General features: G+C 60.8%; 8 protein-coding genes and 10 pseudogenes. 4 read left to right on the top strand and 14 right to left on the bottom strand.

The window, feature by feature from the left end; genetic code table 11:
- Nucleotides 1–303 precede the first annotated feature (303 nt).
- From BJA_RS42885 to BJA_RS09200, 3 genes and pseudogenes are all read right to left on the bottom strand, one after another.
- Nucleotides 304–1,419, bottom strand: a pseudogene (locus BJA_RS42885) (recombinase family protein); the annotation flags it as partial.
- A gap of 140 nt (nucleotides 1,420–1,559) precedes the next feature.
- Nucleotides 1,560–1,835 (bottom strand): ribbon-helix-helix protein, CopG family, encoded by a 276-nt coding sequence (locus BJA_RS09205; protein ID WP_231088522.1) that lies wholly within the window; start codon nucleotides 1,833–1,835, stop codon nucleotides 1,560–1,562.
- 154 nt (nucleotides 1,836–1,989) lie between these two features.
- Nucleotides 1,990–2,736 (bottom strand): annotated as a pseudogene (locus BJA_RS09200) (reverse transcriptase domain-containing protein); the annotation flags it as partial.
- A gap of 272 nt (nucleotides 2,737–3,008) precedes the next feature.
- Between BJA_RS09200 and BJA_RS09195 the strand changes: the two are divergent.
- Nucleotides 3,009–3,449: pseudogene (locus BJA_RS09195) on the top strand (transposase); the annotation flags it as partial.
- 792 nt (nucleotides 3,450–4,241) lie between these two features.
- Here BJA_RS09195 and istB read toward each other — a convergent pair.
- Together istB and istA are read right to left on the bottom strand one after the other, a co-directional pair.
- Nucleotides 4,242–4,951 (bottom strand): annotated as a pseudogene (gene istB, locus BJA_RS09190) (IS21-like element ISFK1 family helper ATPase IstB).
- A gap of 8 nt (nucleotides 4,952–4,959) precedes the next feature.
- Nucleotides 4,960–6,336, bottom strand: a pseudogene (istA, locus tag BJA_RS09185) (IS21-like element ISFK1 family transposase); the annotation flags it as partial.
- A gap of 625 nt (nucleotides 6,337–6,961) precedes the next feature.
- Between istA and BJA_RS09180 the strand changes: the two are divergent.
- On the top strand, nucleotides 6,962–8,296 hold the full coding sequence (locus BJA_RS09180; RefSeq protein WP_011084639.1) for an IS5-like element ISBj2_B family transposase: 1,335 nt from the start codon (nucleotides 6,962–6,964) through the stop codon (nucleotides 8,294–8,296).
- Between the two features lie 129 nt (nucleotides 8,297–8,425).
- On the opposite strand, the gene BJA_RS09175 is transcribed toward BJA_RS09180, so the two are convergent.
- The 5 genes and pseudogenes from BJA_RS09175 to BJA_RS09155 all read right to left on the bottom strand — a co-directional run bounded on the left by BJA_RS09175 (nucleotide 8,426) and on the right by BJA_RS09155 (nucleotide 13,675).
- Nucleotides 8,426–8,632 carry a hypothetical protein gene (locus tag BJA_RS09175; protein ID WP_011084638.1) on the bottom strand — a complete coding sequence of 69 codons (207 nt, stop codon included), beginning with the start codon at nucleotides 8,630–8,632 and terminating at the stop codon, nucleotides 8,426–8,428.
- A gap of 834 nt (nucleotides 8,633–9,466) precedes the next feature.
- A complete protein-coding gene (locus BJA_RS09170; RefSeq protein ID WP_011084637.1) occupies nucleotides 9,467–9,868 on the bottom strand; it encodes a hypothetical protein in 402 nt (133 codons plus the stop codon).
- A gap of 1,003 nt (nucleotides 9,869–10,871) precedes the next feature.
- Entirely contained in the window at nucleotides 10,872–11,936 is a 1,065-nt protein-coding gene (locus BJA_RS09165) for an IS630-like element ISRj1 family transposase (RefSeq protein WP_011084514.1), read from the bottom strand.
- A 324-nt stretch (nucleotides 11,937–12,260) separates the two neighbouring features.
- Nucleotides 12,261–12,419 (bottom strand): annotated as a pseudogene (locus tag BJA_RS09160) (IS630 family transposase); the annotation flags it as partial.
- Between the two features lie 234 nt (nucleotides 12,420–12,653).
- Nucleotides 12,654–13,675, bottom strand: a pseudogene (locus BJA_RS09155) (IS110 family transposase).
- A gap of 325 nt (nucleotides 13,676–14,000) precedes the next feature.
- Between BJA_RS09155 and BJA_RS09150 the strand changes: the two are divergent.
- Nucleotides 14,001–14,330 (top strand): annotated as a pseudogene (locus tag BJA_RS09150) (transposase); the annotation flags it as partial.
- Between the two features lie 254 nt (nucleotides 14,331–14,584).
- Here BJA_RS09150 and BJA_RS09145 read toward each other — a convergent pair.
- Nucleotides 14,585–15,378: pseudogene (locus BJA_RS09145) on the bottom strand (IS630 family transposase); the annotation flags it as partial.
- Nucleotides 15,379–15,576: 198 nt separating this feature from the next.
- On the opposite strand from BJA_RS09145, the pseudogene BJA_RS09140 reads away from it, so the two are divergent.
- Nucleotides 15,577–16,267, top strand: a pseudogene (locus BJA_RS09140) (IS5 family transposase).
- A 9-nt stretch (nucleotides 16,268–16,276) separates the two neighbouring features.
- Here the strand turns inward: BJA_RS09140 and BJA_RS09135 are convergent.
- From BJA_RS09135 to BJA_RS09125, 3 genes are read right to left on the bottom strand one after another with little or no spacing between them, the layout of a single operon-like run.
- The gene (locus tag BJA_RS09135; RefSeq protein WP_011084630.1) at nucleotides 16,277–17,314 is read right to left on the bottom strand and encodes an EscU/YscU/HrcU family type III secretion system export apparatus switch protein; all 1,038 of its coding nucleotides are present in this window, start codon (nucleotides 17,312–17,314) and stop codon (nucleotides 16,277–16,279) included.
- Nucleotides 17,311–18,132, bottom strand: a complete 822-nt coding sequence (sctT, locus tag BJA_RS09130; RefSeq protein WP_011084629.1) for a type III secretion system export apparatus subunit SctT — start codon at nucleotides 18,130–18,132, stop codon at nucleotides 17,311–17,313. The genes BJA_RS09135 and sctT overlap by 4 nt, the downstream gene beginning before the upstream one ends.
- A 10-nt stretch (nucleotides 18,133–18,142) precedes the next feature.
- Nucleotides 18,143–18,418, bottom strand: coding sequence for an EscS/YscS/HrcS family type III secretion system export apparatus protein (locus BJA_RS09125; protein ID WP_011084628.1), 276 nt, complete (start codon nucleotides 18,416–18,418; stop codon nucleotides 18,143–18,145).
- Nucleotide 18,419: the final 1 nt, after the last annotated feature.

Raw genomic sequence — 18,419 nt, 5'->3', positions numbered from 1 at the left:
AGCGAGACGCAGACAAACCTCCTGCTCCTGCGATTGGTCTTCGATCGCCTGCAGCGCCGACAAGCAAGCCTGTTCGCGGCTACGCAAATCGGGCATGCGACTGCGCAGCTCTTCAAGTGAGAGAAGGCTCTCTTGATAGGCCGTGAGGAGACGCTCGATGCTTTTCCGGGAGCGCGCAAGATCGCGGCGAAGCGTTTCCTCCCGGCGCTGTGTGGGATCGGAGTTGCGCGCCGCCTTGAGCCGGCGCTCAAGTTCGTCTTCGATGAGCTGTCGGTCTTCAAGTAAACGCGCGATCTCTTTCCATACCACCTCGTCCAGCAAATCCTGGCGCGTCGGGCGACTGTCGCAGACCGGCCCGCCGAGCCGGCGCCAGCCATCCGAGCCCAAGCAGCGGTAGTAATGGATGGTTCGAGCGCTCGACCTGGTCGAGGTGCGATAGAGCCCATAGCCGCATTTGGCGCAGCTCAACAATCCTTGCAGGGCGCTCGGCGTGATCGTGCGTCGCGGGGCATGCTTCTTGTTGGCTTCCAAAAGCTCGTTCGCCAATGCGAAGGTCTCTTCGCTGATGATGGTCGGCACAGGGATTTCGATCCACTCTGTGCGAGGAAGCTCATGATTTGCGCTATTGCGAGGAGCGACGCCGCCGCGCAATCGCAACGGCCGCGTCACACGCATGCGCGGCGCGATCCGCGTCTTGCCAAAGCAGGCCGTTCCTTTATACGCGGGATTGCGCAGCATCGCCCAGACCGTCGAGCGCTCCCAGCGGCCTGTTTCTTTGGCTGTCGGAATCTGGCGCTCATTGAGCAGGCGCGTGATGGCGCCGATGCTGTGGCTTTTTGCGGTGTAAAGCTCGTAGACCCAGCGCACGATACCGGCCTGTCGCTCGTCGATCTCATAATAGGCGGCAGAGTGATCGGTCTTGCGCTTGTAGCGATAGCCAAACGGAGCGCCGGAAAGCACGCTCACTTGGCCTTGAAGGGCGCGATGGCGCTTCCCTCGCCGCGACCGTTCCAGGATTTGCGCGCGTTCATATTCGGCGATCATGCCCTGAAACTGCAGCAGCAGCTCGTCTTCCGGCGTCGCTGCCCGTCTCGAGCGAATGAACAAGACTTCGACGCCGGCGCGCGCGAACTCTTCGATAAGAAGGATTTGATGCGCATAGCGCCGGCTCAGCCGATCGGGAGCGTAGACGAGCACGGCTTGGATCCGCCCTTCTGCGGCGAGGTCGCGCAGTCGTTCAAGTCCGGGGCGCAACAAGCTCGCGCCGCTATAGCCGTCGTCTTCGATCACCCATTCCGCCGGCACGTCGCAGTTCTGCTCGCGCGCGAAAGCGATCAGCGCGCTCGTCTGACTGGCGATCGTGTTCTCCTCCTTCTGTTTGTCCGACGACACTCTGGCGTAAATCGCGGCGGTCTTCATCTTCGCCTCCCGTCACATCGGCGCCAGCGCGCGCGAAGCGCACCTGATCTGGAACGAGAATTTCGTAAACCTGTTCAAGTTTGACGGCGACGAGGCGATCGAACGCAAATTCGAGTCGAACGTCGCGTTTTTTTCGCCGCTCAGCCATCTTCGCGGACAGACGCGAGATAAGCGGCCACCGCTCGGCGCATCACCTCGCTTGCCGAAAGCCTGGAAGCCGTCGCATGCGTCTGGAGTTTTTGGGCAAGATCGGCCGGCATCTTCAGGGAGAGCGTCACTGATGGCTGCGGCGCGGGAAGGAGCCGCTCCCTGCTTTTGGCCACTTCGAGATAGCGATAGGCCTGCCGCAGCGACAAGCCGCTTTCGCGCGACAGCACCAAGGCCGCCTCCGCCATGCCGATTTTCTTCGCGAGCAAGCGTCGCGCCGCCCTCAGCCGCTCGGCTTTCTGCGCTTGCGTCGATCGAATCATATGACATAACGGTATTACCTTTTGCGTCTCAAATCAACAACGGCTCTATCACGCCAGCCGACGATGACGCGTTCAAAGCGGAAGTTATCTTTTGCGTTCAGGGAGCCATGCCTGCCCCTTGCGGCGTGCCCCTGTCCGTCTCTCGCTTCTCGCCGCTCTCAAGAACACCGGCCCGCAGCCACAGCTCGAGGAGCCGTAGGATGCGAGGATCGGCGATCCTGTGCGCCACCATCCGCAACAGCCACTCGTGGTCGACCGAGTCGAAGAAGCTGCGTATGTCGGCATCGAGCACCCAGTTCACACGCTGGCTCATGATCGCCGTATGCAAGGCATCAAGCGCCATATGAGGATTCCGCCCCGGCCGGAAGCCGTAGGAGAACCCAAGGAAGTCGGCCTCATAGACGGCGCTCAACACCTCGGCCACCGCGCTTTGGACGATCTTGTCCTCGAGCGCCGGCACACCGAGAGGCCGCTTACCGCCATCGGCTTTGGGGATGTAGACTCGCCGCACCGGCTGTGGCCGGTAGCGACCAGTGTGGACCCGTCCGCAGAGGTCGCGGATGTTATCCGTGAGCCCCTCTTCGTACTTCGCCATCGTTACCCCATCGACCCCCGCGCTGGCCTGCCGCTTTTGTCGTCGAAACGCCCGAAGCAGAGCGTCCTCGTCGATGTGGTGCAGCAAGGCCGTGAACTGGGTTTGGGCAGCCCGCTTGGCCGCCGCGTTCACCCGATCGAGGTTCGGCGGCAAGGCAACCCGGCTCTGTGTCCGGACCCTGGCCTTCTCGCGCGGGCTCCCCTCGGGCTGGCCCCTTCCCTCCATACGTCTCGTTTCCTTCGACGACTTCACAGGTACTATGGACCAGTCCGACTCCCGACCTCAGCTCGGACCGCGGCTCTGGCAGTGCCTCGCCGCTGTCCCCCACTGGAGACCAATCCAGTGGACCCGATCGGGCCTCTCATGTTCCGATGATTGCCTTCCATGCGTGATGCGGCCATCGACCCCGACGGAGCGGCATCGTCTCGCATAACGACGATGCTCATGCTGCCTTCGTGACTAGGGAACACACTCGGCCTCCGGCTGATGGCGCTGGTGGTCGAAGGCATGACCGGCGCGGCATGTGCAGTGAGATCGGCGACAACGTGAAGGCCTTCCTCAACCGCCCGCTCTAGGGCGATCGGCCCTATCTGTGGATCGGCCACGTACGTGAAGCTGCGTCAGCAGGGGCGCATCGTCTCGGTCGCGGTGACCATCGCGTCGAGTTAACAGCGACGGCCGGCGTGAGGCGCTCGGCATTGACGTCGGCCCATCCGAAGCCGAGACGTTCTGGGCCGCGCTCCTGCGCAAGCTCGTCCGCCGCGGCCTGCGGGGCTACGGGCTCGTCGTCTCCGATACTCATGAGGGATCACGGCCACGGTCGGCGAAGTTCTCAACGCCACTAGCGCTGCCGCGTCCACTTCATGCGCAATGCGCTGGCACGTGCCGGCAAGAGCGCACGGCGCCTCGTCTCCGCCTTCATCGCCACGGTGTGCGCCCAGGACGATGCCGAGGACGCGCGGGCGTAATGGCGCTGCGTCGCCGACCAGCTCCGCTCCCCTGCCAAAGCGCGGCGCCTTCCTTGCAGCGCCGGATCCGCTACTGACGGGCAATGCACGGCGGCGGGCAGGAACTCATCTTCCGTCAGACCTCCGGCTCTTGCGATTGATTTGATACGCAAGCGGCTGACCGCTGGCGTTGTCACGTGACGATCTCCTTCATCCCGCTAATCCCGAATCTTTTTCGATTCGCCTGTGCGATGTAGTGCGCGGGCTTCTTCGCCATGTTTCTGAACTTGGCCACTCTAGAATCAGAAATGCCGTCAGTTGCGAGTTCCTTGCGTGCAATGAAAATTCACATCGAAGCCCGTAGCACGAGTAAGTACGCGGCAACGGGCGGTGCTCCCGCCGCTCTTCGTAAATATGAATGTGCATCACGTCTTCGACCTCTGGACCCACGAGTGGAGAAGCAGCGGCAGCTATGCCGGCGGCAGTCTTATGGGCTTCGAAATAAAACCGAGGTCCTACGCCTTCTCGACGCCCTGCGTGAGCGAATAGCGGAGTTCGGTCTTTCGCTAAATGAGGAGAAGACCCGGATTCTGAATTTGGACGGTACGCGGCCGAGCGCCTCTCGCGCCGGGGCAACGCCGCCCGAAGACGTTCGACTTCCTCGGGTTCACGCACATCTGCGCGGTGCACCCAACGAAATCCGCACTTCACAATGCGGATTTCACGGATCGTGAGCATCGATTTCGCGCGATCGTGAGCACTGAATTCAGACGATCGTGAGCAGCCCGCTACGGCCGATGGGAGATAGAGTCAGTGTTCTGGTTGGCCGTCAAGGGTGATGGTTTTGGCGCTGCGTTTTCGCATGCTTTCTCCGGTGAGCTGGAGGCGGTGGGCGTTGTGGACGAGGCGATCGAGAATGGCGTCGGCGACCGTGGGGTCCCCAATGGCTCCATGCCAGGTGTCCACGGGAGCTGACTTGTGACGATGGTGGATGCGCGGCCATGTCGGTCCTCGAGGATTTCGAGCAGATCGCGGCGTTCCGCGGCGGTGAGCACCGATAGTCCCCAATCATCCAAAATCAGAAGCTGAGCGCGGCCGAGGCTTTTGAGGAGCCGGGCGTAGCGTCCGTCTCCGCGCGCGAGCGCGAGCGCCTCGAACAGCCTTGGAACGCGATGATAGAGGACTGATCGGTTGTCGCGGCAGGCCTTGTGGCCGAGCGCGCAGGCTAACCAACTTTTGCCCAGGCCGGTTGCCCCGGTGACGAGCAAATTCTCGTGGCGATCGATCCAGCGACCTTCGACGAGTTTGGCGAAAACGGCGCGGTCGATGCCCCGCGGGGTGCGCAGATCGACGTCCTCGACGCAAGCAGTCTGGCGCAGTGCGGCGATCTTGAGGCGCGTGGTGAGCCGCCTGGTGTCGCGTTCGGCGGCTTCGCGGTCGACCAACAGGCCGATGCGATCTTCGAACGGCAGGGCTTCGAGATCGGGCGATCGGCGCTGCTCCTCGAAGGCCTTGGCCATTCCGGTCAGTCGGCGCCGTAGCTTTTGACGAGCGCCAGAATGCCAAGGCAGGTTCGAAAGCCTTGTTCTGGATGGGGCCGGGCGTCGATCGCGGCCTGGAAAAACGCTGCTGTCGAAGGACCGATCCGCTCGCCGGCGGCGATCACCGCGGCGGGGGTCCATTTGCCGTAGCGGCGATGGGCGCTGGGCATGTGGTCGGCGATGGTGGTGTGTCCGCGTCGGTTGGGCGCGCGGGCATGGCTGGCGATCCGCTGGCCCTTGTGGAAGATCTCGACCGTCCGATCGTCGATACGGGCATCGACCAGCTCGCCAATCAGACGATACGGCGCGGAGTACCAATGGCCGTCGACCTCGACATGATAATCGGGAGCGAGGCGGCAGCGCTTCCAGCGTGCGAAGGCATAAGGCTGATCTGGCAGCGGGGTTAGCTTGGGTTTGTCGAGTTCGGCAAACAGTTCGGCGCGGCTTGAGCCGAAGCCACGCATTTGACGAGCATTGAGTTCGTCGACGAGTGTCTTGATGGCGGCGTTGAGCTCGGCCCGGGAAAAGAAGCGCTGATTGCGCAGCCGGGCCAGAATCCAGCGCTGGGCGATTTGCACCGCGACCTCGACCTTCGCCTTGTCTTTTGGGCGCCGCGGCCGTGCGGCGAGAATGGCCGTGCCGTAATGGCTCGCCATCTCGGCATAAGTGCGATTGAGGCCGGGATCGTAGCGGTCGGGGTTGCTGACGGCGGCTTTGAGGTTGTCGCAGACCACGAACGTCGGCGTTCCGCTCAAAAACGTGAACAAGTTGACGTGGGCCCGGATCCAGTCGGCCAAGCTCTCGCTGGGGCAGGCCTCGGCGTAGGTGTAGTTCGAAGCGCCCATCGCCGCGACGAACAGCTTCATCGGCTGCACTTCCCCGGTCAGGGGATCGACGATGTCGATGGTGTCGCCGGCGAAATCCACGAACACCTTCTCGCCGCCCAGATGAATCTGCCGCATCGAAGGTCGGACCCGCCCCTTCCAGGCCTCGTAGGTAGTGCAGAACCACGTGTACCCGAAACCGTCGGGATTAACGGCGCGATACTCCTCCCAGAGCAGGCGACGGGTTACGTTGCGCCGGCGGAGCTCTTTATCGATGTAGCTCCAGTCGGGCACCGGCCGCTGCGGGCTCTGAGACGCTGGTCGTGGGGCCGGGAAAAGCAAAAGCTCCAGGTCTTCATCGGTCATTCCCTCCGGAAGCGGCCAGCTCAACCCAGCAGAGCGGGCGCGGCTCAGGTAGCTGTGCACAACGCCGTTGCTGACGCCCACGCTCCGCGCGATGGCCCGCTCTGGCAGGCCTTGAAAATGTTTTAACCGAAGGACTTCCTTGATCCGGCGCATCGACAATCTCTGGGTAGGCATTGGACTTCCTCGTTAACCACGAGGTCATCCCTAAGCCGGTTGAGTTGTCGGCCGAAGCGCTGCAAGGCTCCGAAAGCCTTGCTCACGATCCTGCGAAATCGTTGCTCACGATCCCCTGAAATCCGCGCTCACGATCCCGCGAAACGCGCATCACAATCCGACGGGTGACAATCGACTCCCGCAATGCCAGGATGGCACGATACGACACGGCGTAACGAACCGCCGCCAGGCGTTCATCGTTGATACCGGCGCGTGGCTCCGCCGCGTGTTGCAGGGATACCTGAACTACGACACCATTCACGGGACTCTGATACGGGCTCGGGCCTTGGCCCGGTGCGATGCTTACGCGCTGGCCCGCCGAGCGACCACAGCGCGTTCTGCAGACCCTCGGCCAGGGCGACGAAGCTCTCGCCCCAGGACTGGTAGTCGCCTCACGTGTCTCGGCGATCAGCTTCGGATGTTGTCCGTGAACAAGCCTCCAAGCACTTGATTGAGAGTCTGTTTTCCGGTTGCGGCGGCATTTGAGATTGCAGGGGATTGGGGCTTCACAGCAAAAACCTGCAATTTCGATTTTGGATTTCCCTGCCGCTGCGAACCGTGATTCTGTGCTGCATCGGAGGGACCGATGCGACCAAAGAAGCACAGGACGACAGGCTCGAACGATCTGTTCCGGTCCCGGCTGGACCAGATCATCAACATGCGACACGAGCTGGTTCTGCTCGCCGGCAGGGTCGATTGGGACTGGATCGACGGCGAGATCGCGCCGCTCTACAGCGACAACGGCAGGCCGGGTATCGCGACCCGCTTCATGATCGGATTGCTGCTGCTCAAGCACATCTACGAGGGGGTGTGCGAGCGCTGGGTCCACGATCCGTACTTCCAGTTCTTCACCGGCGAAGAGTTTTTCCAGCACGTTTTCCCGCATGAGCGCTCAGACCTGAGCCACTGGCGCAAGCGGCTCGGCGACAAGCTGGAGCGGTTGTTGGCCGAGAGCCTTCGCGTGGCGCACGCGAGCGGTGCGTTGCGCAGCCAGGACCTCAAGCGGGTCACGGTCGACACGACCGTCCAACCGAAGGCCATCAGCTTCCCGACCGACGCCAAGCTGCTGCATGCAGCGATCCGCGGGTTGAACCGCCTGGCGAGGAAGCACGGGGTCAGGCTCCGGCAATCCTATGTTCGCGTGGCCAAAAGCGCGGCGATGATGGCGGGCCGCTACGCTCATGCCAAACAATTCAACCGGCATCAGCGACAGCTGCGCATCCTGCGCAGCCGGCTGGGCCGGATCATCCGCGACATTCGCCGCAAGACCGAGGGCCAGGCCGCATTGGAGGGGGCATTCGCCCTGCCGCTGAGCCGAGCCACCCAGATCGGCTCGCAGCAGCAGCGCCAGCGCGGCTGGAAGTTGTATTCCTTCCATGCTCCGGAGGTCGAGTGCATCGGCAAGGGCAAGGCCGCCGCGCCCTATGAGTTCTGCGTGAAGGCCTCCATCGTCACCAACAACCAAAGAGCTCCGGGCGGCTTGTTCGTGCTCCACGCCTGCTCGCTGCCGGACAACCCCTACGACGGTCACACCCTTCGCAACGTCATCGAGCGCACCGAGAGCCTCACCGGCTGCCCGATCGAACGGGCCTATGTCGACAAGGGATATCGCGGCCACGACACACAAAATCCCCGCCGCGTCTTCATCTCGGGCCAGAAGCGCGGCGTCTTCGGCGTCATCAAGCGCGAGCTAGGCCGCCGTTCCGCCATCGAGCCCATCATCGGACACATGAAGAACGAAGGTCACCTTGGCCGCTGCTATCTCAAAGGCCGCGCCGGAGATGCCGCTAACGTTCTCCTCTCGGCCGTTGGCCACAACCTCCGCCGTGTCCTGGCTTGGCTCAGAGACCTTTTGTCCCTCTTCCTGCTCTCACTCTGGCCAACGCTCAACTGTCCAGTTCAGCCCAATTCGGCTTATTAACGATCGACTCGGATCGCAGGCAGCGCGGGCGACTCGCCGCCTTGGCTGACTTCAATCGGGAGCTAGTTCAGTTTCTGCGGAAAAAAATCTCGTGTTCCGAGCCTGGCGGCCCGATACCGGCTGTTTAGTTCACGTCCCCGAGAGTAAGACTTTTATTTGGCTCAGATCCGGATGGGGCAGAAGCTTGTGCAAACCCATTCGCAACTTGAGGTCTTCCGGCGCCCACGGATCTCCCTGCTGCCAGCTCGGGGGCACATAAAGAGACAAACTTGGCAGCGGCTGGTTGCGCCGCACTTGCGGCGCATAAGGCGAGGATGTTGAGTTGAAGCCGTCCATGTTCCACCCCCTGAACGCTTAAAGCCGACTACAGAAGGTCAGCGACAGGAAACAGCGCGGGCGCGGCCTGGCGCCTACCGACCTGGGGGGCTGGATAAAGGCACTATCCCTGCCGCTCCGCGCTGCCGTTGAGTTTAGCGGAAAGCGTGACTCGGCGCTGACCGTTCTGGATAGATAGCGCTGTCCCTGCCACGTCCCGTTAACCACAACGGCTCTGTATCCGGGCTGGCTTACTGAAAGCTGACGAGACCCGGCAATTCCCAAAACGAAAGCGGCCCGTGTGGGCAAGTTGCAGTCAAGCGTGAGAACGACGTTCCGGCGGCACGCTTGGTACCACGTCAGCCTGAGCATTCGCCAGCTAGCAGCTCCGGTGTCCAGCGCCCGGCCTGCCGGAGGGCCGCAGGCGGTGGCCACCAGAAGGGCCTCTTCCTTGTCGTTGAGTTCGCGCTCTGCCCGGTAGGCGGCTCTTCGCTCTGGTTCTCCGCCAGGTTGCCTTCGACAAAAACGTCGAAGGGTGGGAGACCGCCAAGTGGCCGACGCCCAGGCTTGTGGCGATCACGTCATCACTCATCCCGGCATCGGCCGCCAACCGGATCTGCGCCCCCTTGAGCGGACAGCGGTTGCCTGCCTCCGCCTAAGAAAAGCTCTATTCGACAAAAAGAGAGGTATCTATGGCAAACGAATCTTAGATAACTCGCGGCATCTTGAGTTCAGAGCAATCGTGGGATTTGGCGGGTGAGCTGAAGCCACTAAAGCGACCCACACCCTCGTCAGTGGGCGACATATGCCCTCGGCTCTGGAGGAAGTAGCTGCGATCGGGCTCTTATCGCAAGCTCAGTGAAGCGCCTGCCTTCCCGCGGGTGATGGCTGTGGCTTGAGATGATCCAATATCTTCGAGCCGGCGCTGAACGACCTCGACCAGAATTTCTCCAGAAAATCCAGGTGACACCGCAACAGCTCCGAGGAAGTTTTGGAGTCCGCGATATCCTTCAGAAAGGTGGCCTGATCGTGCAGGGAGGAAGCCGCCAAACCTAGTCCGTCCTTCAGGGCCGCAGCGAACAGGTTGCTTGTCGCTTCAATCGAGCTCTGCCATTCCCGAAAAGTAAATGGAATAGGCGATGCGGCTGTCGTAGATTTCCCAGCGCCATCGGCGGAAGCGCCAGATATCAGAGCCGGGTCGTGCCCGACATGTGGCCGCCGCTCGCGTTTCTCGTCTTCGCTTGCATTCGGTGCCATTCGAGATCTCCTAGCTTGAAGGGCTTATAACGTACTAAGTTGTTCGCCGCTCATTTCGATCATCCCCTACAAGGTACCACAATTGCCAACACGCGATACCTACCTCATTTGGTAACGTGGCAGCAAAGGAGGCAGTGAACGCGATACGGCCAGAGCCCATAGGCTGTAAAGCGCGCGTCCGTGTGCTGTCGCTTTGCCCACCGGTGCCGGCCCAGAGGCTGAGAACTGGGGCGATCGGATGGAGGATGGTGCCGGCTGCGCGTAGATGGCTGGCGGCGGCAAAGTCGGTGAGCGCACGTACATGGAGCAGCAATCAACATTCAATAATTGTTTAAGATTCTCCAAGCCGCTGGAACGGGCGATCGCTTCTACCCTGCTTCGAAGGCTTCACTGGCAGCCTGCTCGGCCTGTTGACGGCCCTGCCCTCTGAGCCAACGAGCGCTTCTGGACGGGCCACATGAAAGCGACTTTGAATCGCGGTGGATGCCCTCGACGGCTGGAAGCCGATTCGGCCGGCTGGCGTATATGATCTATTAGAACCATCTCGGCGGCTCGCGCAACCAGGCGACCGCCAGGCACTTAACCGCCGCGGCACCGCTATACGGGATCATCCAGAGGTTCTTGCCGACCGAATGCGAAATCCATGCTTCGATACGACGAGCTAACTGCCGGCGCAAACTTGCGATGTTCGGCGAAGCTTGTCCGGTGTCAGCTAGCGGGTTGGGTTAGGTGAAGCAATAGACGTTGCAAGCACCCCGCGCGGGAAAACGGCGTTGATGGACAATGGCGGCAATACCCTTGCGTCTCGAGTTTAGCTGGAGGCTTGCTTTTTCTCTCGCACGCAGGCTTACGTCCTGTGGCTCTCGAACGTGTGCGGCGCAATGTGGCACTCGGGCCGATCTTGAGACGTATAAACGCTGTGATCGTATGAACTTGTAGCAGCGCGGCTCGAGATAGACGACCAGAGACATGCTCCAGATGGCACCGTCCCTAGTACCCGGAATCAGAGCTGAGTGATACGGCGGCCTTTGAAACGGCGTTGACGGACCTTTTTCTTGGTCCAGACGAAGGGCTCGGCTCTGTCGTTGTATGCGTTGACGTAGGCATCGATGTGTTCCTGAAGCTGCTTGAGGCTCGTGAAGGAGGTGCCGCTGAGCGACTGCCCCTGCAAGATGGAAAACCATACTTCGACCTGATTGAGCCATGACGCACTTGTCGGCGTGAAATGAAATTGCACGTTGGGGTGGGCCTTGAGCCAGTCCTCGTTCTTTTTATGGGTGTTGAGGTTGTCGAGGATGACGTGAAGCTTGCGGTTCGGAAAAGTCGCGGTGACGCTGTTCATGAAATCGAGAAACTCGACGCGGCGCCGGCGTTTTGAATGGGTCGCGATGATCTTTCCGGTGGCGACTTCGAGCGCCGCAAACAATGTTGTGGTGCCATGCCGCTTGTAATCGTGGCTTTGGCCGGTTAAGGCGCGGCCATTGGGCAACTTCAGATAACCCTGCGCTCGCTCCAAAGCCTGGATCGAGGGCTTCTCGTCCACGCACAGCACAATGGCCTTCGCCGGCGGCGCGACATAGAGGCCGACAACATCGGCGGCTTTGGCCGTAAAGTTCGGGTCGTTGCTCTCGCACCAGGACTTGCGAGCCACCAGGTCAATCTTGTGGCTGCGCAGGAACCGCCAGACATATTGGACATCGACATCGCCCAGCGCCTCGGCCAGCAGGGGGCCGGTCCAGCGCGCAAACCCTTGCGGTGGCGGCTTATCCAGCAGCTTCAGAATCCGCTTGTCGGTCGTCTTCGTATAGATCGGCTGCTTGCCAGGCCGCGGCTTGTCTTGCAGCCCTTCAAGGCCATGGTCGGCATAGCGATGCCGCCAAAGGCTGACAATCCGCGGCTGGACCCCAACTTCCTTGGCGATCGACCGGGTGCTGCGCCCATCCGCCGCCAACAGAACTATCCGCGCCCGCTTCAAATCGCGCTGCAACGTCACCGGTGAGCGACAGCACGCCTCAAGCACCTTGCGATCTTTCCTCGAAAGGTGGACTTCTCTTGCTTCGGGTATCATCCCGACCTTGAATCACGACTCACGTTCCAAGAAAAGTGGGTACTAGTTGACGATCAGCACTACCGGCTTGTCAACCGAGTGGCAGGGTCCCCTAGCCAAGGTGGTACAAGTCGACGTCCTCGAGGGTGTAGGCGCTGAAGCTCCCGAAATGGGCGAACAAGTTGTTGCGCTTGGCGCCGCAGCTGATCCGGTGATCCGGTCGGCGAGGCCGCGGCCCAGAGGCTATCGGGCGAGCGCATCGGCGCCTCGCGGAAGATGCGAGCATCGATTGAGCGCCAGCCTGCAGATCGCAGCGTCAGGACAGGACGACCTAGTCACGTGAATCTAATGTTCGCCACATAAAGTCTGCTGGGTTTTGTGGCAGAAGCGTTTGACGGAAGCCAAAATCTGGTCTGCGGACTTGGTCCATTTGAAGGGCTTCGGGTTTTGGTTGTGCAGGTGGATGAAGGTGCAGATGTCGGCCTCGAGTTGCCCGACGGAGGTGTCGTCTAATCGCTGCTGGGACGTCAAGCATTTAGTTTCGTCAAGAGACGCTGCCGGGTGCGTGGTTGTCTTCGCGGTCGACATTGGTCGCCGCATGATGGAGCTTCGCGGACGAGCCTTCAATGTGGACGACGCACTTTGCTGAGTCAGCAGTGCAACCCCATCAGCGGAATGGCTCGGCTCACGTCCTGGCAGGGATACCTTAGGCGTTCAGGTTCTGAACGCTATCCGAGCTTATGCGGCAGCTCCGGCATTCGGATTGAACAGCTCGCCGGTCTTAAGCATCGTATGCTTATCACCGCCAGTTTCCGTGCCACAGCCACGGCGGCTCTTTTGAAGCCGATCCTCTCCCGGAGATGCCGTCCCCACGTCCGCAGAGCGCTGTCGGTTGAGCTGCGCGTCAGAATGACCGCTGCCGCTTCATAGAGAAGCCCACGCAAATGGCGGTCGCCACGTCGGGATATATGGCCATCATAATCGACTTCTCCGGATTGGTAGCGGCGCGTTGTCAGGCCGATCCACGCGCCAACAGATCGGGATTTCCTAAAGTTGTCAGGCTCCTCAATAGCTGTGGCAAAAGAGGTTGCGGTGATCGCACCGATGCCCGGAATCGACATGAGGATGCGGCAGGCCTGACTCTCGCGCGCATCCCGAACCAACTGGCGACCGAGTTCGGCGGCGCGGATGCGAATGCCACGCCAGGCTTCCAGCATCGGAAGCACGATGGATGCAAGTCCGTCCTGATCAGCCAGAAGGTTCCGGACGTTCTCGAAGGTGCTTCCCTTTCCGGCGGGAACAAGCAGACCGAAGGTCTTCATGACGCCGCGGATCTGGTTCGAAAGCTCGGTGGTGATCCGGACCAGCCGCGTGCGCGCCGCGACAAGCGTGCGGGTCAGCATGCTGTTGAATCCCTTCACGCGCACCTCACGAAAGAACCCGACTTCCGCGAGCTGCGCCAGACCATCGGCGTCGTTCGCGTCCGTCTTGTTCGCCGCCATATCGAGCGCCGCTTTATCATGGCGCGCATCGACGCAGATCGCCGGCAATCCTTCGGTGCGCAAAGAATGATAGAACCATACCGACAGCGGTCCCGTCTCGAACACCACGCGTTTCACGGCCGGCGCCCGCTTGCGGATGAGCGCGGCGATGACACTGGGATCAGATGCACACTTGCCGCGCCAGATCCGTTCACCTGCTCGACGGATCGAGACCGCCGTCTCTTTCATCGACACATCGAGACCGATATACTCTTCCATGGCTGTTCTCCATTCGATGCTTGGGCCCGGCGTCCAGTCGTGAGCCCGTATTTCCATCCTATCGGGGAACAGCCACCCTCCAAGACTATTGATTGTCTTTAGGGCAACACGCTCCTGCGATTACCCCATGTGGACGCCCCCTCACGGCATCGCTGTGCCAAAGTGGTGTCGTTGACCATCACTTGAACGGAGGCGTCCATGTCGGAATTTAGCATAATCGCGTTGGATCTGGCGAAGAATGTGTTCCAGATGCACGGCGCGGATGCATCAGGAACCGTGCTTTTCCGCAAGAAGCTGCGCCGGGATCAGATCCTTAAATGTCTTGCCGCGCAGCCGACGTGCACGGTCGCAACGCGACTTTGCGGCATGGCTGGGGCTTACCCCGCTGCAGCGCTCCACCGGAGGCAAGCAGAAGCTCGGCAAGACGTCACGTATGGGCGAACGAACCCTGCGACGACTACTGATCATCGGCGCGAGCGCGGCCGTGCGCTGGGCAATGCGCAAAGACTCGACAGCGGATTCTTGGCTTGCGCGCATGCTTGCCCTCAAGCCGCCCATGCTGGTGATCGTCGCCCTCGCTAACAAGATGGCGCGCATCGTCTGGGCATTGATGGCGAGAGGCGGAACCTATCGGGCTCCGGCTGCGGCGAAGTAGTTCCGCGGCAGGGACCGTGAGTGTGAGAAGGTCAACCGGAGAGTATGGCGCACGGTCACGAGACAGGAATGGGAAAACCAGATCATGGATACGCGCCTCGAGCACGCGAAGTTGAATTGGACCCGTTCCGCGAACTCCCATACGGGCCAGCGGCATGTGGCAGCCGCAACAAAAGGCCGAACACATGTCAGCGCCCGACCACGCTCCGCACTCTTCGAAAGATTCTTCTTGCACCAACGGGGGCGTCTACACATGTCCATGACGATATGGACATCGAGGCCTTCAGGAACTTGAGCATCGATCTCTTTTAAAAACTTCAAGACTCGACTGCCCGGTGGCGCTTGTAGCATTTGCCGATGACGAACCCCGAGGCGACATCGAGCGCGGCAAACAGCGTGGTCGCACCATGCCGCACATAGCTGTGCGTACGACGCTCCGGTATGCCGGGCATCATTGGCAAGACCGGCTGCTCGCGATCGAGTGCCTGAATCTGGCTTTTCTCATCGATGCTGAGGACAAGGGCTCGGTTCGGCGGGGACAGGTAAAGCCGACGATGTCGCGTGCCTTGTCGACGAGCCGCGGATCGCTCGACAACTTGAATGTCTGGCTACGGTGCGGTTGCAAGCCGAACGCCGACCACATTCGGCGGATCGTGGTGCGGGAAAAGCCAGTTTCCGCAGCCATCGAGCGGATCAACCATTGCGTCGCCTCGGCCGGCGTCGTACGCAGCGTGCGATCGATCATGGCGGCAACCTGATCGTCGTTGATGGTGCGAGGGCGGCCAGGGCGTGCCTCGTCAAGCAAGCCATCACAGCGATCCTTCAAAAATCGGCGGCGCGACTTGCCAACGGTGTGTTCGTGGAGGCCGAGTTCGGCAGCCACAGACTTGCTTGGCAAGCCATCCGCCCACCGCAGGATCGCGCGGCATCGCTCAGGAAAGCAACCGCGCAGCACGATGACGACGAACTTGCCTCTCCAAGTACGCCCGCTCCTGCGGACTCAGCACCAACGGCGCGATCGGCCGGCCTTTCCCACCTGCATTCGCCACAAGCGCTCTCCTCTCTCGAGATTCAAGCTATCAACCAATGCGACGAACTTGCGTTCCGGATGACTAGGGTCTGTACCTAAATAGCGCCACGTGATTCTCTTGCCTACGTGTTGATTCGGGGGCGAGAGAATGCGCGCTGGTTTGTTTTGGCTGAACGACAGGCAATGGGCGCGTATCGAACCGCATCTGCCGAGGGGACTGACGGGGCCGGATCGGGACGACGACCGACGCATCGTCAGCGGCATCATTCACATGCTGCAATCGGGTGCACGATGGCGTGATTGTCCACGTGAATACGGCCCTTACACGACGATCTACAATCGCTTCAATCGCTGGGCCAAGCGAGGACGATGGTGCGCAATCTTCGAAGCGCTGGCCAAGCCTGGCGAAGACGGCGTCGTACTGTCGCTCGACTCGACCTCGATTAAAGCTCACCGGTGTGCCTCCGGCGGAAAAGGGGAAGCACAATCAAGCAATCGGCCGCTCGCGCGGAGGCCGCACGACAAAAATCCATGCGCTGAGCGATCCGCTCTGCCGGCCGGTCGTCCTGCATCTGACTCCAGGCCAGGATGCCGATATCGCTGCGGCTCCCGATGTCCTGGCGCTCGCGCCACCCATGAGCGTGCTCCTCGCCGACAAAGGGTATGATGGCGACAAGCTTCGCGGCGCAATCATTCGTCGTGGCGCCAAGCCCGTAATCCCCAATAAATCTAACCGTGTCGTCATCCATCGCTTCAACAAACGCGCCTACAAAGGACGAAATGTCATCGAACGCTGCTTTTGCAGGCTCAAGGACTTCCGGCGCATCGCCACGCGATATGACAAGCTCGCCCGTAATTTTTTGGCCGCTGTTCATCTCGCCGCTCTCGTCGCATATTGGCTCAATTGAGTCTGGACCCTAGACTAGCCCCGCCGCATAGAGCGCTTTTGCGACTGACTCGAAATACTGCGAAGGCACCGGGTTGCCGAGCCTTGCCTTGCCGAGCAGCTGACGCGCCAGAACATTGTCCTCCACAATGTTGAGGCGAAGCGCGCGCGCCTCACCAAGCAGCTGTGAAGCAGCTTCACCCTCGCCACGGCAGACCAACACCGGCACACCGGTCTCGCCGCGAACATAGCGCAGACCAATCAACGTTGCCGGTCCCCGCAATATCAACGTGGCCCGGCTGATGCCGAGTGGAGCCTCGTTTGCCGACTCTTGCCGCAGCCGCCGGTGCTCGCGCTTCACCTGCGGATTGCCTTGCTGTTCCTTGTTCTCCCGCTTGGCCTCCGTTTCCGTCATGCGCATGTCCTGCATAAACAACCAACGCTGGATTAGAAGGTCAGCCAATCCGCCGACCAGAAAAGCTCCAGCGGCAATGCCAATCAGCAGTTTAACCTCGGTGAAGACGAAACCAAAACAGCCCATGCCGCAGACTGGCAGGTACACCAGCGCTTTCCAGCTCGCGGTCACGGTTAAAAAGAAGATCGCACCAAGCAAAACCACTTTAGCCAGGGTCTTGCCAAGCTCGATGGCCGAACGTTTCGAGACGATACGCTTCAAGCCTTTGATGGGATCGAGTTTCTCGAGCTTCGGCTTGAGCGGCTCCGAAGCAAACATAAAGCCGCCATTGGCCAGGACATTGGCCAGAAGAGCTGCTGTCACGGCAGCGGCGAGCAACGGAGCGACAGTGGCAATCGAAAGTTCTAGCAAGCCGCTGAGCGCTTGTGGCACCGCGCTTGTGAACGGCTGCTCCTGCAGTTTATCGACCAGCCGGACCGTCTCCTGCCACTTGTCCTCAATGGCACCCGCTCGCCACCACAGACAGCCGAAACCGGCACAGGCGCTGACGCCGCTCACTAGATCGGAGCTGCGCGCGCTCTGCCCCTTCTTGCGCGCATCGCGCAGCTTCTTGGGCGTCGGAGGAAGCTTTTTCTCCTCACTCGTAGAGCTCATTTCAACAGCTTCCTCAGATGATCGAGCATGTCGTTCGAGGTCAGGATTTCAGAACCGGCATATTCGAGCAGATAGACGGTGTAGCTGACCATAATGACCCCGAATGCAACATTCTTGATCATCGGAGAGAGATCGTTCATCTTGAGCTGAGATGCAAAACGGCCGAGCATCATGACCGAGATATCCACCAGCAACAGCAGGGCCAGAACCGGCCCGGCGACCAACAAGGTCGTCATCATGATACGATCGAGAAGGGCAAGACACTCCATTGCCCCTTGCACTGTCAAGGCAGGCAAAAACTGATAGACAGGCCACACTAGGTAGCTGCCATAAAGGCCGCTCACCATGGTCTGCAGCCCGCCGACCAGAACGAAGATCGTCACCGCCGTAACACCGAGAAAGAGCCCGGTTCCAGTCGCTTGGCTGTGCGTCGCGGGATCCTCCCCCGCAACTTGGCTTGAAATTCCTCGTTGGGTATCGATGATGTCGCCGACTGCCTGTATGCTCCATAGTGGAATACTGAGCAGGATGCCGAGCATCAGACCGACGAACACCTCCTTCACGCCAAGCATGGTAACGCTAACCAAGCGCGTGTTCGGGTCCAAGGCCTGCAGACCGAGCTTGATCTGAGCAAGGCAAGGCAGGCCAATCGCAATCGTCAGGCTTCCCCGAATGAGGCCGCTGATACGCGGCCGGGTGAAGACAGGAAGCACCAGCATGATGCCTAGGGCGCGGGCCGCACTCAGGCCGGTTGCGGCGACGAATTCGATCGAGCCCTGAACGAGAACTTGCGCCTCTGCGGGTGACAGGCCAGCCATCCAAGCTCTGCTAGTATCTTGCGGTGAGTGCCGGAAACTCGCTGAAGATGCGCTCGGCCTGGTCGATCAGCGGGGCGCTGAGAACCGGGGAAAAACCGGCGAGCACGGCGACGACAACCAGAAGCTTGACCGTCAGTGGCAGGGTTTGGTCCTGGAGCTGAGTTGCCGCCTGGATAAGGCCAATGATCAGTCCGGAGATCAGAGCTGCGAGCAACGGCGGCAGAACCCAGATCATGAAGAGCACGAGCGATTGACTGAGGTGCGTAAGGATGCTGGCTTCGTTCATG

It is taken from the genome of Bradyrhizobium diazoefficiens USDA 110, from assembly GCF_000011365.1.
Taxonomy (GTDB): domain Bacteria; phylum Pseudomonadota; class Alphaproteobacteria; order Rhizobiales; family Xanthobacteraceae; genus Bradyrhizobium; species Bradyrhizobium diazoefficiens.
The sequence above is the reverse complement of the archived record's forward strand: the minus strand, read 5'-3'. Positions and strand labels throughout refer to the sequence as shown.

Coding starts and splice junctions, on each gene's coding strand:
- BJA_RS09175 (WP_011084638.1), bottom strand. CDS start 8,632: ATGGACGGCTTCAACTCAACATCCTCGCCTTATGCGCCGCAAGTGCGG.
- BJA_RS09170 (WP_011084637.1), bottom strand. CDS start 9,868: ATGGCACCGAATGCAAGCGAAGACGAGAAACGCGAGCGGCGGCCACAT.
- sctT (WP_011084629.1), bottom strand. CDS start 18,132: ATGGCTGGCCTGTCACCCGCAGAGGCGCAAGTTCTCGTTCAGGGCTCG.
- BJA_RS09135 (WP_011084630.1), bottom strand. CDS start 17,314: ATGAGCTCTACGAGTGAGGAGAAAAAGCTTCCTCCGACGCCCAAGAAG.
- BJA_RS09180 (WP_011084639.1), top strand. CDS start 6,962: ATGCGACCAAAGAAGCACAGGACGACAGGCTCGAACGATCTGTTCCGG.
- BJA_RS09125 (WP_011084628.1), bottom strand. CDS start 18,418: ATGAACGAAGCCAGCATCCTTACGCACCTCAGTCAATCGCTCGTGCTC.
- BJA_RS09165 (WP_011084514.1), bottom strand. CDS start 11,936: ATGATACCCGAAGCAAGAGAAGTCCACCTTTCGAGGAAAGATCGCAAG.